The 15,069-nt window shown below is 34.7% G+C and carries 12 protein-coding genes; 10 read left to right on the top strand and 2 right to left on the bottom strand.

The features are described 5' to 3' along the window. Positions 1 to 85: 85 nt before the first annotated feature. Positions 86 to 220 carry a 50S ribosomal protein L34 gene (gene rpmH, locus D4A81_RS00300; protein WP_007594921.1) on the bottom strand — a complete coding sequence of 45 codons (135 nt, stop codon included), beginning with the start codon at positions 218 to 220 and terminating at the stop codon, positions 86 to 88. A gap of 118 nt (positions 221 to 338) precedes the next feature. Beyond that, positions 339 to 968 (bottom strand): ECF transporter S component, encoded by a 630-nt coding sequence (locus D4A81_RS00295; protein ID WP_111525566.1) that lies wholly within the window; start codon positions 966 to 968, stop codon positions 339 to 341. Between the two features lie 578 nt (positions 969 to 1,546). Between D4A81_RS00295 and dnaA the strand changes: the two genes are divergently transcribed. The 10 genes from dnaA (at position 1,547) to gap (ending at position 14,987) form a co-directional block, all read left to right on the top strand. Beyond that, positions 1,547 to 2,935: a chromosomal replication initiator protein DnaA gene (gene dnaA / locus D4A81_RS00290; protein WP_111525565.1), complete on the top strand. Its 1,389-nt coding sequence runs from the start codon at positions 1,547 to 1,549 to the stop codon at positions 2,933 to 2,935. A 175-nt stretch (positions 2,936 to 3,110) separates the two neighbouring features. Further along, on the top strand, positions 3,111 to 4,220 hold the full coding sequence (gene dnaN / locus D4A81_RS00285; protein ID WP_111525564.1) for a DNA polymerase III subunit beta: 1,110 nt from the start codon (positions 3,111 to 3,113) through the stop codon (positions 4,218 to 4,220). 9 nt (positions 4,221 to 4,229) lie between these two features. After that, the gene (locus D4A81_RS00280) at positions 4,230 to 4,442 is read left to right on the top strand and encodes an RNA-binding S4 domain-containing protein (RefSeq protein WP_007594926.1); all 213 of its coding nucleotides are present in this window, start codon (positions 4,230 to 4,232) and stop codon (positions 4,440 to 4,442) included. After that, positions 4,417 to 5,508, top strand: coding sequence for a DNA replication/repair protein RecF (recF, locus tag D4A81_RS00275; protein WP_111525563.1), 1,092 nt, complete (start codon positions 4,417 to 4,419; stop codon positions 5,506 to 5,508). Before D4A81_RS00280 ends, recF begins: the two co-directional genes overlap by 26 nt. Before the next feature lie 278 nt (positions 5,509 to 5,786). Further along, the gene (locus tag D4A81_RS00270) at positions 5,787 to 6,050 is read left to right on the top strand and encodes a SemiSWEET family transporter (protein WP_007594929.1); all 264 of its coding nucleotides are present in this window, start codon (positions 5,787 to 5,789) and stop codon (positions 6,048 to 6,050) included. A 156-nt stretch (positions 6,051 to 6,206) separates the two neighbouring features. Continuing rightward, the gene (gyrB, locus tag D4A81_RS00265) at positions 6,207 to 8,120 is read left to right on the top strand and encodes a DNA topoisomerase (ATP-hydrolyzing) subunit B (protein WP_111525562.1); all 1,914 of its coding nucleotides are present in this window, start codon (positions 6,207 to 6,209) and stop codon (positions 8,118 to 8,120) included. 16 nt (positions 8,121 to 8,136) lie between these two features. Then, complete coding sequence (gyrA, locus tag D4A81_RS00260) at positions 8,137 to 10,611, top strand: DNA gyrase subunit A (protein ID WP_111525561.1); 2,475 nt, start codon at positions 8,137 to 8,139, stop codon at positions 10,609 to 10,611. A 12-nt stretch (positions 10,612 to 10,623) separates the two neighbouring features. Beyond that, positions 10,624 to 11,895: a diaminopimelate decarboxylase gene (locus tag D4A81_RS00255; protein ID WP_111525560.1), complete on the top strand. Its 1,272-nt coding sequence runs from the start codon at positions 10,624 to 10,626 to the stop codon at positions 11,893 to 11,895. 285 nt (positions 11,896 to 12,180) lie between these two features. Continuing rightward, a complete protein-coding gene (locus D4A81_RS00250; RefSeq protein WP_111525559.1) occupies positions 12,181 to 13,839 on the top strand; it encodes a Na/Pi cotransporter family protein in 1,659 nt (552 codons plus the stop codon). 116 nt (positions 13,840 to 13,955) lie between these two features. Next, entirely contained in the window at positions 13,956 to 14,987 is a 1,032-nt protein-coding gene (gap, locus tag D4A81_RS00245) for a type I glyceraldehyde-3-phosphate dehydrogenase (RefSeq protein WP_111525558.1), read from the top strand. Positions 14,988 to 15,069 lie beyond the last annotated feature (82 nt).

Below are 15,069 nucleotides of genomic sequence, written 5' to 3'. Positions count from 1 at the left end.
AAGGGATAGTCATAAGACTATCCCTAAGTAATCTTCGACAGATAAACTCTTTGCTACATGATATAGCACTCATCTGTTTTATTTTTTAAGCTGATAATCTAGCTCTTCCTTTTGCTCTTCTGGCAGCTAATACTTTTCTACCGCCTGCTGAACTCATTCTTGCTCTAAAACCATGAACCTTAGATCTCTGTCTTTTCTTAGGTTGGAATGTCATCTTCATGATATAATACCTCCTTATTTCTTTTCGTTTGTCCAGTCTTTCTCAAGTCTATGTTCTTTACTTTTCCAAAGAACGCACCCTAGTATTATATATAAAGAAGCCTTATAAGTCAATAGATTTATCGCTCTTCACTGATTTTTAATAATGTTCCTGCTACTGCCAAGGTCAATATTGCCGATACTATAGCCTCAGCTATACCTTGTGTTCCTATAATACCTACTATTACAAGTGGCAACTGTGTAAGTTCTTTGCCTGTAGCACTTGCATAATGTTCACCAAATAAGAAATATATTCCACTCATTACCAAAATAGTATTTGTTATTGCCGCCATAGCACCTGCTACTAATAATGCTAGTTTAAGTTTTCCTGTTTTTCTGATAGCTCTAAAAACAAGTGCAGCCACCACACCTACAAGAATTCTTGGCACAAAACATACTATGACTGCTCTTATTCCACCTGTATAACCTGCAATGGCAGGTGCAAATGGTGAAAAACAAAATGATGTAGCGTTTGGCATAAATGTATTCTTCCACATACTACCAAGACCAAATACAAATCCTAATCCTGCACCTTCCTTAGCTCCAAGCAAAATTGCTCCTATAGCTACAGTAACATGGATAATCGTGGCATTCATTATACCAAGTGGTATAAATCCCAAAATAGGTACTAATGTCTGAATAATAATTATTGCAATAAAAACAGCCATAATCACCATTCTTTTTGTCTTCTGATAAGAATCTCTCTTCATTTTTTTCTCCTCTCGCTACTACTCCTTATATGGATATAATGCACTTAATATTATATCTTTAAAGCTAATTCTTATCAATATTTTTATTATAAAATTAATAAATAAAATAATATCAAGATTTACATCAAGTTAGATTCTATTTTGACTTAATATCCTTATATAATAGGAAGATAAATTTGAAAATAATCTCAACACAAAAATTCTTTTCAACATAATAATCCACATTTTGACTTTTTTAACAGCTTTTCCACAGTTAATTGTTTATAAACAAGTTATCCACATTTTGTGGATAACTTGTTGACAACTCTTTTTATTGTTATGTGGACATCTCCTTTTAAGCCTTATTTTAAGCCATTTGTTTTGTCAACATGATTATCCACATCATGTGTATAATCATATTTTTTATATGTATAAATGTATTGATAACCATTGGATATTTTTTAATCAACTAAGTTATCCATATTATTGTTAACATTTATGTGGATAATTTTATTTTTTACACTTTCTTTACATTGATATGACCTCTTTTTTTTGATATAATTTACATAGTTTACAATTATCCTAAAGGAGTAAAAAGGATGATAGATAAGATAAAATCCAGCTGGGAAGAAATAATCACTTTTTTAAGAGATGATTATGAACTTTCACCTGTATCGTACAATACTTGGATAAAACCAATGGTTCCTACCTCTGTTGATAAAGACTCCAGAGGAAACTATACTTTGGTTATCACAGTTCCTTCACAACCCTTTAAAACTTATGTTACAAAAAAATATTCTCTATATTTATCAGTATCTATAGAGGAAGTTACTCTTATCAAGTGTAATGTTATTTTTAAAGAAAAATCGGAACATGAAACAAAAAAAATTCATAATAAGCTTATAGACAATAAGAGACATCCTGTGAACAACATAAAGCTCTTAAGTGCAAATCTTGATCCTTCCTATACTTTTGACACCTTCGTGGTCGGGAAAAGTAATGATTTAGCTCATGCCACTGCCGTAGCCGTAGCTGAGTCTCCCGGTAGTCAAAATCCCGGAGAGCACTATAATCCGTTTTTTATATACGGAGGTGTTGGTCTTGGAAAAACTCATTTGATGCATTCAATTGCACATTACATATTGGAACACAATCCTGAAGCTATAATTTTATATGTAAGCAGCGAAAAATTCCTAAATGAATATATTGATGCATTGAAAAACAGTAATCTACAGGAGTATCGTTCAAAATACCGCAATGTAGATGTTCTTCTTATAGATGATATTCAATTTATTGGTGGTAAGGATGCTATACAAGAGGAGCTTTTCCATACATTTAATGCATTATATGAACAAAAAAAACAAATAATACTTTCTTCAGATAGACCTCCAATGGAGCTAAAAAACCTTGAAGAAAGACTTCGTTCCAGATTTGCCTGGGGCGTGGCTGTAGAGATTTTTTCTCCGGACTTTGAAACCAGAATGGCAATCCTAAGAAGCAAAGAAGAAAGAGATGGCAAAAATATAGATAATGAGGTCATTCAATTTATTGCTACTAATATAAAGAGTAATATTCGAATGCTGGAAGGTGCCCTAAATAAGCTATATGCAATGAGCAGACTAAATAAAAATCAGGAAATAGATATAGAATTAGCCAAAACTGTACTAAAAGATATGATTACTCCTGATGCACCTACTAAAATTACTTCTGAATATATCGCAACTGTAGTTGCTGACCATTTCAATATCACCGTTGCAGAACTAAAAGCCAAAGGCAGAAAGGAACCTGTAGCAACAGCAAGGCATATTACAGTATATCTTTGTAGGAAAATGACAAATGACACACAGACAAAAATAGGTCAGTTTTTAGGAGATAGAGATCACTCTACTATAGTAAATTCCGAGGATGTAATCTCTAAGAGAATAGTCTCTGACAGTGAGTTAAATCAGACTATTGAAACCATAAAAAAGAAGATTTCTCCACAATAATCCATATTGTATGGGTAACTGTCAAACATGTTGATGTTTACAAAAATCAACAAAAAACATAGTGTTTATAAGGCTTTCAAGACTTTTACACTTATCCACATACTATAATAATACTAATACTAAAATATATTTAAATATTTATTATGGCGAACGAGCCGCCAAAACCGGAGGAAGAATGAATTTAAAATTTCAAAAAGCACAATTAGTCAATGCACTTAGCATTGTAATGAAAGCTGTATCTACTAAGACCTCAAGTGTCATTTTAGAATCAATACTTATAACTGCATCTGACAATAGAGTTGTTTTAGATGCTACAGATACAGAATTGTCTATTCAAACAGAGGTAGACGCTATTATAGTAAATCCAGGAGGTGTAGTATTAAATGCAAAGCTTTTTTCTGAGATTGTTAGAAAGTTTGAAAATACGGATTCTCTTATAGAGCTTGATGTGGACAAGGATTTCAAAACTACTATCAGATGTGAACAGGCAGTTTTTAATATTATGGGTATTGATCCTGTAGAATTTATACCGATGCCATCAATAGATAGGGATGATTTTATTAAACTGTCCCAGTTTAGCTTAAAAGAAGTCATAAGACAGACAGAATTCTCTACAGCTATTAGTGATATAAATAGAATGATGGGTGGAGAGCTTATTGATGTAAAGGACAATGTTGCAAAATTTGTTACTCTGGACGGACATAGAATGTCTATCAGAAATATTGAATTGAATGGAAAATTTGAAAATCAAAGATGTGTTGTCCCGATAAAATCTTTACAGGAAGTCATGAGGATAATAGATAGTGATGCTCAAAAAGATGTCAATATTTATTTTTCTAAGGACCATATACTTTTTGAGTTTGACAAAAGCTTGGTGCTTTCAAGAATCCTTGATGGAGAATATTTTAGAATTGAAACAATGCTTTCAAGTGACTATGATACAAAGGTAACTGTTAGCAGAAACAGGTTCCAAAGTGCAATAGAGCAGGCTATGATACTTATCAGGGAAAATGAACATAAACCTTTGATTCTTGATATAGAAAATGGAACACTTACATTGTCTGTAAATTCATCACTTGGATTTATGGATGCTAAGGTGAATATTGATAAGAGCGGAAGTGATTTAAAGATTGCCTTTAATCCGAAGTTTTTAGTGGATGCATTAAAGGTTATTGATGATGATTTTGTAGATATATATTTTACAAATGCAAAATCACCATGCTTTATTAGAGATGATAAAAATTCATACACTTACCTGATATTGCCGGTAAATTTTGTAGGATAAAGGTGAAATATGCAAGAAGTTAAAATTAGAGATGAATATATAAAGCTGGAGCAGGCTATGAAACTTGCAGGTGCTGTATCTATGGGTTCAGAAGCTAAGATGGTAATACAGGCTGGAGAGGTCTTGGTAAATTCTGAGGTAGAGCTTAGAAGAGGTAAGAAGCTTAGAGACGGCGATATATTTACATACGAGAACAATGATTATAGAATCGTTGGAGCTTAAGGACTATAGAAACTATGAGAGTTTGAATATCAAGCTTTCAAGTGGTGTAAATATATTTTACGGTGACAATGCACAGGGAAAGACCAATATTTTGGAGTCAATATATCTTGCTACCACTTCAAAGTCTCATAGAGGAAGTAAAGACAGAGATATTATAAAATTCGGAAGCAATGAATCGCATATCAAGTTGATGATAGAAAAAAATAGCTCATCTGTAAGACTTGATATGCATTTGAAAAAGAATAAGTCTAAGGGAGTTGCTATAAACGGTATTCCCATCAGAAAGCTTAGTGAGCTTTTTGGAACTTGTAATGTGGTATTTTTCTCTCCTGAAGATTTGAATATTATTAAGAGAAGTCCTAAGGAGAGAAGAAATTTTGTGGACATGGAGCTTTGTCAGTTAAATAAGCTTTATGTTTCTACTTTGGTTACATACAATAAGGTGCTGGATCAGAGAAATAAACTTTTAAAAGAGATAGGTATTAAAAGTGGACTTGAAGATACTTTGGACATCTGGGATATGCAGCTTGTAAAGTATGGTAAGGATTTGATTGCCTATAGAGAAGCCTTTATAAAAGAACTGAATGATGTCATTCTTGATATACATTCTTTGCTCTCAGGTGGAGAAAAGATAAATGTGGTATATGAAAAGAATGTAGAAAAGGATGCTTTTGAAGAAGAGCTTAGAAAATCCAGAGTCGGTGATATAAGGTATAAAACCAGCAATGTAGGACCACATAGAGATGATTTTTCGTTTTTTTTAAACGGGGAAATGGATTTGAAAAAGTTCGGATCTCAAGGGCAGCAAAGAAGTCTTGCATTATCATTAAAATTATCTGAGATAGAGCTTATAAAATCAAGATACGGAGAATTTCCTGTACTTTTACTTGATGATGTATTATCCGAACTTGACGGAAAAAGACAGTCTCACCTTTTGGAGTCCATAAAACATATTCAAACTTTGATTACCTGTACAGGTGTTGAAGATTTTTTGAATAAATCTTTGGATATTGGAAAGGTATTTAAAGTAACAAATGGTACAATAAAAGAAAGTGAATATAATTAAATAATTGTATACAAGGATTTTATAAAATTGTTTAAATTTTGAGTAATAAAAAAATCCTTTTTTGTGGTGTTATGTGGATGTAAAATAAAAATAAAAAACTCACACCTTGTTAAAAACTAATAAAAATACAGAATGCAAAAATGATAATATATAAAAAAATAATGTTAAAATCTTCGTAAAACTCTGTTAAAATTTGCAACCTTCAAAATTGTGTGTTATATTATCACACATAAATTCACACATGTATATTTATAAACTGATTTCGGAGGTAATATTCAATGACAAAAAAGAGAATTAATACATTCATAGGATCTATAGGAGCATTTATCGGAGTTTTAGTATTCTTATCTTATATACCGCAAATTATAGCAAATATAGGTGGTGAGAAATCTCAACCGCTGCAGCCGCTTGTAGCGGCAATATCTTGTTTGTTATGGGTTATATATGGCTTAACAAATGAACATAAAATAGATTATATCCTTATTATACCGAATGCGGCAGGTGTAGTTTTCGGATTTTTGACTTTTATAACAGCTTTGTAATAATGTATATTTTAGGGGTGCGTGGCACCCCTTTTTTCTTATTTATATGTAGTAATTTTATTCCACATTTTCAAAAAAAATGTTATAATATATCGATATGACATTAAGAGTAAATTTTCCTGAGAATGTATTCTCAGATGATTTAAAGGAGATAGTATGAGTACAGAGTATGATGCATCCCAAATTCAAATACTGGAAGGTTTAGAGGCCGTTAGAGTAAGACCCGGAATGTATATTGGTTCAATATCATCAAGGGGTCTTCATCATCTTGTTTATGAGATAGTAGATAACTCTGTAGATGAGGCTCTTGCAGGATTTTGTACCGAGATAAAGGTAAAAATAAATGAAGATAATTCAATCACTGTAAGAGATAATGGTAGAGGTATACCGGTAGACATTCAGCAAAAGGCAGGAAAGCCGGCGCTTGAGGTAGTATTTACAATACTGCATGCCGGGGGAAAATTCGGTGGCGGAGGATACAAAACATCAGGAGGTCTACATGGAGTAGGTGCTTCTGTAGTAAATGCACTTTCCACTTGGCTGGACGTAAAAGTATATAAAGAAGGCAAGATATATCATATGCGATTTGAAAAGGGTAAAGTCGTTGAAGATATGCATGTGATGGGAGAATGTGATCTTAGCGAAAGTGGTACAGAGGTAAGCTTTTTACCGGATGCAGGTATATTTGAGGAAACAGTATATGATTTTGATATATTAAAAGTAAGGCTGAGAGAAACTGCCTTCCTTACCAAGGCATTAAAAATTGTTTTGATTGATGACAGGGAAGAGAAAAAAGAAATGTCTTTCCACTATGAGGGGGGTATCAAGGAATTTGTAACCTATCTAAATAAAAGTAAATCACCTATATATGATGATGTAATATATTGTGAGGGTGTAAAAGAAAAGGTTGTTGTGGAAGTCGCGATGCAGCATAATGATACCTATACTGAAAGTATATATACCTTTGTAAATAATATAAATACTCCTGAGGGTGGAACACATCTTTCAGGATTTAAAAATGCACTTACAAAGACATTTAATGAATATGCCAGAAACAATAAATTTCTAAAGGAAAATGAGGATAATCTTTCCGGAGAAGATATAAGAGAAGGACTTGTGGCTATAATCTCTGTTAAGATACAAGATCCTCAGTTTGAAGGTCAGACCAAACAAAAACTTGGAAACTCAGAAGCACAGACTGCTGTAAATTCTATAGTAAGTGAGCAGCTTACTTACTTCCTTGAGCAAAACCCCGGGGTTGCAAAGCTTATAAGTGAAAAGGCAATTACGGCACAAAGAGCGAGAGCGGCTGCAAGAAAAGCAAGAGATCTTACAAGAAGGAAGTCTGCACTTGACGGTATGAGTTTACCCGGTAAACTGGCAGATTGCTCAAGTAAGAATCCTGAGGAATGTGAGATATTTATAGTAGAGGGAGATTCTGCGGGAGGTTCTGCAAAATCAGCAAGAAAGAGAGATACTCAGGCTATATTGCCACTTAGAGGAAAAATACTGAATGTAGAGAAGGCAAGACTTGATAAGATATATTCAAATACCGAAATAAAGTCAATGATCACGGCATTCGGTACAGGTATACAGAAAGATTTTGATATCAGTAAGCTTCGCTATAATAAGATTATTATAATGACTGATGCCGATGTGGACGGAGCGCATATTGATACTTTGATGCTTACATTCATATACAGATTTATGCCTGAACTTATAAAGGAAGGTCATGTGTATCTGGCTCAGCCACCACTGTATAAGCTTGAGAAGAATAAAAATGTATGGTACGCATATTCTGATGAAGAACTTGATAATATATTAAAAGAAGTTGGAAGAGATCAGAATAATAAGATACAAAGATATAAAGGTCTGGGAGAGATGGATGCGGAGCAGCTTTGGGAAACAACTATGGATCCTGAACGCAGAGTGCTTAAGAAGGTAGTACTTGATGATTCTATGCTTTCAGAAACAGATTTAACATTTAACACTTTGATGGGTGACCAGGTTGCTCCAAGAAGAGAGTTTATAGAAGCAAATGCGAAGTATGTATCGAATTTGGATATTTAAAAAGGTAGGTTAAAATATGGAACCAAATGTTTTCGACAAGTTTAATGAGATCGACTTAAAGAAAACCATGGAAAAGTCATATATTGACTATGCAATGAGTGTTATTGCAGCAAGAGCACTTCCGGATATAAGGGACGGTTTAAAGCCGGTACAAAGAAGAGTGCTATTTTCTATGATAGAACTAAATAACGGTCCGGATAAGCCACATAGAAAATGTGCCCGTATTGTCGGAGATACAATGGGTAAATATCACCCACATGGAGATTCTTCAATATACGGATCATTGGTAAACATGGCTCAGGACTGGTCCATGAGATATCCTCTTGTGGACGGACATGGAAACTTCGGATCTGTGGACGGTGACGGTGCGGCAGCTATGAGATACACAGAGGCAAGACTTTCAAAGATTGCCATGGAGATGCTCGCCGATATAAATAAAGATACTGTTGATTTTGCTCCAAACTTTGATGAGACTGAAAAGGAGCCTACAGTATTGCCGTCAAGATATCCGAACCTGCTTGTAAACGGTACCACAGGTATTGCGGTAGGTATGGCCACAAATATTCCTCCTCACAATTTAAGCGAGGTAATAGATGCCGTAGTAAGGATAATAGATAATAAGATAGAAGAAAAAGAATCTACTATCGATGAAATGCTTAATATCATAAAGGGACCTGACTTCCCAACAGGTGCACATATACTTGGACTTAGAGGAATCAGAGAAGCCTATACTACAGGTAGAGGAAAGATAAAGGTAAGAGCGGTATCTGAAATAGAAGCCATGCCAAACGGCAAAAACAGAATTATAGTTACCGAGCTTCCGTATCTTGTAAATAAAGCAAAGCTTATCGAAAAGATTGCCGAACTTGTAAAAGATAAAAGGATAGACGGTATTACAGATCTTAGAGACGAATCAAACCGTGAAGGAATGAGAGTCGTTATAGAACTTAGAAGAGATGTAAATGCCGGAGTTATATTAAACAGATTATATAAGCATACACAGTTACAGGAAACTTTCGGTGTAAATATGCTGGCACTTGTAAATAATCAGCCTAAGGTACTTAATATTTTACAGATGCTTGAGTATTATCTTGCACATCAGGAGGATGTTGTAACAAGAAGAACCAAGTATGATCTAAATAAAGCTAAGGAAAGAGCTCATATTTTGGAAGGTTTGCTTATAGCCCTTGATAATATTGATGAGATCATAAAGATAATCAGAGGCAGTGCAAATGTAAGTATTGCAAAAGAAGAACTTATAAAGAGATTCGGGCTTAGCGATGTACAGGCACAGGCTATAGTTGATATGCGTCTTAGAGCTCTTACAGGTCTGGAAAGAGAAAGACTTGAGTCTGAGTACAATGAGCTTTTGGCTAAGATTTCATATTTTGAGGGAATATTGGCAGACGAGAAAAAACTTCTGGGTGTGATAAGAGAAGAGATCCTCGCTGTTGAAGATAAATTTAAGGATGATAGAAGAACAGGCTTTATACAGGATGATGATATGGAAGATGAGGACCTTATACAAAGGGAAGATATTATCATTGCAATGACAAAGCTTGGATATATAAAGAGAATGAGTCCTGACAATTTCAATGTACAAAATAGAGGTGGTAAGGGCATCAAGGGTATGCAGACCATTGATGACGACTTTATTGAAGACATTGTTATGTCAACCACTCACAATGATATATACTTCTTTACAAATAAGGGTAGAGTGTATACTATAAAGGGATACAGGATTCCGGAAGCTTCAAGAACTGCAAGAGGTGTTGCAATAGTAAATCTCTTACAGCTGCAACCGGATGAAAGGATATCGGCTATTATTCCAAGTGAGGCTAAGTCAAGGGATGGATATCTCTTTATGGTAACCAAGAAGGGTACTATAAAGAAATGTCAGATAAACCTTTTTGATAATATAAGAAAGAACGGCTTGGCAGCCATAAATCTGACAGAGGATGATGAGCTGATAGAGGTAAAGGTTACTCATGGTGATGATGATCTTATCATAGTTTCAAAAGATGGTATGTGTATCAGAATAAATGATAAAGATATAAGAGCTATGGGTAGAGGTGCTACCGGCGTTCGAGGTATGAGACTGAACAATGGTGATGAAGTTATAGGAATGCAGCTGGCATCTCAAGGGGAACATTTGCTACTTGTTTCTGAGTATGGATATGGAAAAAGAACTAAGATATCTGAGTTCAAAGTCCAAAATAGAGGCGGTAAGGGTATCATATGCTATAAGGATAATGAAAAGACCGGAAAATTGGTAGGTGCAAAACTTGTTAATGAAGATAGAGAGATTTTGCTGATAACTACTGAAGGAATTATTATCAGAATAGAAGTAAGCGGAATATCTGTTATTGGTAGAGCTGCATCAGGAGTGAAGCTTATGAATATAGATAGAGCAAGTGATACAAAAATTGCAAGTATTGCAAAGATCAGAGAAGAAAAAAATGCAGAATCTGATGAGGAAAGCAATACATAGAAAGGAAATAAAATGCAAAAGATGCCATTTTTGACTTTAGATAAGGTAAAAGAAATTGTAAAGACATACCCTACACCATGGCATATATATGATGAAAAGGGAATAAGAGAGAATGCAATAAGATTAAATGAAGCATTCAGTTGGAATAAGGGCTTTAAAGAATATTTTGCTGTAAAGGCCACTCCAAATCCTTTTATAATGAATATACTAAAAGAGTGTGGTTGTGGTGTAGACTGTTCTTCTTTGACAGAGCTACAATTAGCAGATGTATGTGGTTTTCGTGGAAAAGATATAATGTTTTCATCTAATGAGACTCCTATAGAAGAATTTAAGTTTGCTAATGACCTTGGAGCAATAATCAATCTGGATGATATCACACATATAGAATATGTAGAGAAAGTTTGTGGTAAACTGCCTGAAACTATGAGTGCCAGATACAATCCGGGTGGAGTCTTCACTATGTCAAATGGTATAATGGATAATCCGGGAGATGCAAAATACGGTATGACTCCGGATCAAATAATAGAAGCTTTCAATATAATGAAATCAAAAGGAGTAAAATACTTCGGTATACATGCATTTCTTGCCAGCAATACTGTTACAAATGAGTATTATCCAAAGCTTTCAAGAGAATTATTTGAGTTTGCTGTAAGAATAAAAAAGGAATGCGATATCTCTATAAATTTTATAAATCTCTCAGGAGGAATAGGTATACCATATACTCCGGAAGAAGAGCCTAATGATATATATGAGATAGGAAAAGGTGTACAGAAGGCTTATGATGAAGTGCTTGTGGCAAATGGCATCATGGATGTATCTATATTTACAGAGCTTGGTAGATACATGCTTGGACCATATGGTGCATTGGTAACAGAGGCAGTTCATGAAAAGCATACCTATAAAGAGTATATAGGTGTGGATGCTTGTGCAGTTAATCTTATGCGTCCTGCAATGTATGGTGCATATCATCATCTTAGCGTACTTGGTAAAGAAAACGAAAATGCAGAATATACATATGATGTAGTAGGTGCATTATGTGAGAATAATGATAAGTTTGCTATAGATAGAATGCTTCCAAAGATAGAAAAGGGAGATTATATCTATATACATGATACCGGAGCCCATGGATTTGCAATGGGATATAATTACAATGGAAAACTTAAATCAGCAGAGCTTTTATTACAGGAAGATGGAAGTATAAAGTTGATAAGAAGAGCTGAAACTGTTAAAGATTATTTTGCTACATTTGATTTTTCAGATATTTTAGACAAATATTTGAAATAAATCTAAAATCAATACTCTATAGATTAAGAAATAATTCATAATAAGTTCAGTAGTATTTCAATTATTTTACGATGAAGTATGATATTATTACATCATCATAAAGAAGCACTTACAATGAATCCTATATATAGAAATCCTTAAGAAGGCACCCCTTAAAAAGGGTGCTTTTTTAGTATTCTAATTCTTATCTTGCCTAAAGTATAATAAATTGATAGAATGTACAAGACTAAGGCGGTATATACTTATAGAATTAAGTATATAGTTATGTAAGAAAGAGGAATGAAGATGATCGAGAAAATATCATATCTCTTTGGCTTTGTAGGTGGTCTTGGTATGTTCCTGTATGGAATGCATATCATGGCAGATGGTATGCAAAAGACCGCAGGCGGTAAGATGCAGCATTTTTTAAGTAAAATAACTGATAACAGAGTTACAGCTATTATGCTTGGTGCTTTGATAACAGCCATTATACAAAGTTCAGGTGCTACTACAGTAATGGTAGTAGGTTTTGTAAGTGCAGGAGTGTTGACACTGGTACAAGCTGTAGGTGTAATAATGGGTGCAAATATAGGTACTACGATCACAGCTTGGGTAGTTTCCATAGGTACTATAGGAGAGTCTATGGAACTGTTAAAACCGGGATTTTATGCACCGGTGCTCATTGGAATAGGTGCAGGACTTATAATATTTACTAAGTCAGATAAGAAAAAGACAATCGGTGAAATACTTATTGGACTTGGAATGCTCTTTATGGGTCTGGATCTGATGGCAGGTAATATAAAACCTTTCACTACATTGCCTATATTCTCAGAGGCATTTAGAGTACTTGGTGGCAACCCGATACTTGGTATTATAGTAGGCATAGTAGTAACTGCCCTGATGCAAAGCTCATCCGCATCAGTAGGTATCTTACAGACATTAGCATTTAATGGAGTGGTAACAACTTCAGCCGCTATATATATTACATTAGGTCAAAATATAGGTTCCTGTGTGACAGCTATTATATCAAGTATGGGAAGTAGCAGAACAGCAAAGAGAGCTGCAGCAATTCATCTATTGTTTAATGCAATAGGAGCGATAGTTTTTGGTATATTGGGATTTGTAGTATTTTCAATAAATACTAATCTTGCAAATCATACTATAAATGCTGTAGAAATATCATTGTTTCATACCTTGTTTAACTTCACAATGACATCATTATTATTCCCATTTGCAAATCTTCTTGTAAAATTATCAGGAATGATTGTAATAGGTAAGAATGATGAAGTTGTAGAAGAAGCTAAAGAGCCGGTATTACAACTTGATGAAAGAGTACTTCTAAGCCCTGCTTTTGCTGTACAAACAGCAAATAATGAGGTGGCTCGTATGGGAAATATTGCCCTAAAGAGTTTAAAAGCAGCTATAAGTGCAATTAACACTAAGAGTATTGATGATATAGAAACTGTAGCAAAATGTGAGAAAACTCTGGACGATATGCAGGAAGCTTTGACAAAATTTCTTATAAAAGTAGACAATCTCTCACTGAGTGAGAGCCAGAAAAAGCATATAAATAATCTCTTCAATATGGTAACGGATATAGAGAGAGTGGGAGACCATGCAGATAATATTTCTGAGAATGCAAAGTATATGATAGATAATAATCTTGAATTCAGTGATCTTGGAAAAGAAGACCTTGCAGAGATTTCAAAAGACAGCATAGAAGCTTTTGAAATTGCAATTAATGCAAGTGCCGGAGATGCGCTAAGAGCTGTAAGAAAGGTTAATAAGCTGGAAGATAAGGTAGATATGCTTGAAGATGAGTTTAGAGAGAAGCATATTGAAAGACTTTCAAAGGGAGATTGCCATCCTCAGTCAGGAATTGCCTTCCTTGATATAATAAGTAATTTGGAGCGTATCTCTGACCATGCAACAAATATAGTAGGATATGTGAAGAATGAAATATAAATTTTAAATATTCACTTGCAATTATGTTTATAATTTTGTACAATTAGAAATGATTGATGAATAATTATCAATTTAGATACACATCATTTTAAGTACTAATTTTAGGAGGAACTAAAATGTCAGTAAAAGTAGCAATTAACGGTTTTGGACGTATTGGTCGTTTAGCTTTCAGACAGATGTTTGAGGCTGATGGATATGAAGTAGTAGCAATCAATGATCTTACAGATCCTAAGATGTTGGCACATCTTTTAAAGTATGATACAGCACAGGGCGGATTTGCAGGTCGTATAGGAGAAGGAAAGCACACAGTAGAAGCTGGTGAGGATTCAATCACAGTTGACGGAAAGAAGATCACAATCTACAAAGAGGCAGATGCTTCTAAGCTTCCTTGGGGAGAGATCGGTGTGGACGTTGTACTTGAGTGTACAGGATTCTATACATCAAAGGATAAGGCATCAGCACATATCACAGCAGGTGCTAAGAAGGTTGTTATTTCAGCTCCGGCAGGAAATGATCTTCCTACAGTTGTATTCAGCGTAAACGAGAAGACACTTAAGGCAAGTGATACAGTTATTTCAGCTGCTTCATGTACAACAAACTGTCTTGCACCTATGGCTGATACACTTAACAAGCTTGCTCCTATCCAGAGCGGTATCATGAGCACAATCCATGCTTATACAGGTGATCAGATGATCCTTGACGGACCACATAGAAAGGGTGACCTTAGAAGAGCAAGAGCAGGTGCTGCAAATATCGTACCTAACTCAACAGGTGCTGCAAAGGCTATCGGTCTTGTTATCCCTGAGCTTAACGGAAAGCTTATCGGATCTGCACAGAGAGTTCCTGTTCCAACAGGTTCTACAACAATCCTTACAGCTGTTGTAAAGAAGGCAGGACTTACAAAAGAAGATATCAATGCTGCAATGAAGGCTGCCGCATCTGCATCATTCGGATACACAGAGGATGAGATTGTTTCATCAGATGTTATCGGTATGCAGTATGGTTCATTATTTGATGCAACACAGACAATGGTAACACCTATAGCTGATGATTTATATCAGGTTCAGGTTGTTTCATGGTATGATAACGAGAATTCTTACACATCACAGATGGTTAGAACAATCAAGTACTTTGCTGAATTAGCATAATTATAAATAGTATAAGAGACCAAGGTGGTCCGGTCATATTGGGCCGGATCATCTTTTTTATTATTGCAGGGTAGTGAAAATA

This window comes from Lachnoanaerobaculum umeaense (genome assembly GCF_003589745.1).
Classification (GTDB): domain Bacteria; phylum Bacillota; class Clostridia; order Lachnospirales; family Lachnospiraceae; genus Lachnoanaerobaculum; species Lachnoanaerobaculum umeaense.
Note: the sequence above shows the minus strand (reverse complement) of the source record. Positions and strands in the feature narration are given on the sequence as shown.

What these genes read in the sequence shown, in the direction of transcription:
- rpmH (WP_007594921.1), bottom strand. Translation starts at nt 220, where the DNA reads ATGAAGATGACATTCCAACCTAAGAAAAGACAGAGATCTAAGGTTCAT.
- D4A81_RS00295 (WP_111525566.1), bottom strand. Translation starts at nt 968, where the DNA reads ATGAAGAGAGATTCTTATCAGAAGACAAAAAGAATGGTGATTATGGCT.
- dnaA (WP_111525565.1), top strand. Translation starts at nt 1,547, where the DNA reads ATGATAGATAAGATAAAATCCAGCTGGGAAGAAATAATCACTTTTTTA.
- dnaN (WP_111525564.1), top strand. Translation starts at nt 3,111, where the DNA reads ATGAATTTAAAATTTCAAAAAGCACAATTAGTCAATGCACTTAGCATT.
- D4A81_RS00280 (WP_007594926.1), top strand. Translation starts at nt 4,230, where the DNA reads ATGCAAGAAGTTAAAATTAGAGATGAATATATAAAGCTGGAGCAGGCT.
- recF (WP_111525563.1), top strand. Translation starts at nt 4,417, where the DNA reads ATGATTATAGAATCGTTGGAGCTTAAGGACTATAGAAACTATGAGAGT.
- D4A81_RS00270 (WP_007594929.1), top strand. Translation starts at nt 5,787, where the DNA reads ATGACAAAAAAGAGAATTAATACATTCATAGGATCTATAGGAGCATTT.
- gyrB (WP_111525562.1), top strand. Translation starts at nt 6,207, where the DNA reads ATGAGTACAGAGTATGATGCATCCCAAATTCAAATACTGGAAGGTTTA.
- gyrA (WP_111525561.1), top strand. Translation starts at nt 8,137, where the DNA reads ATGGAACCAAATGTTTTCGACAAGTTTAATGAGATCGACTTAAAGAAA.
- D4A81_RS00255 (WP_111525560.1), top strand. Translation starts at nt 10,624, where the DNA reads ATGCAAAAGATGCCATTTTTGACTTTAGATAAGGTAAAAGAAATTGTA.
- D4A81_RS00250 (WP_111525559.1), top strand. Translation starts at nt 12,181, where the DNA reads ATGATCGAGAAAATATCATATCTCTTTGGCTTTGTAGGTGGTCTTGGT.
- gap (WP_111525558.1), top strand. Translation starts at nt 13,956, where the DNA reads ATGTCAGTAAAAGTAGCAATTAACGGTTTTGGACGTATTGGTCGTTTA.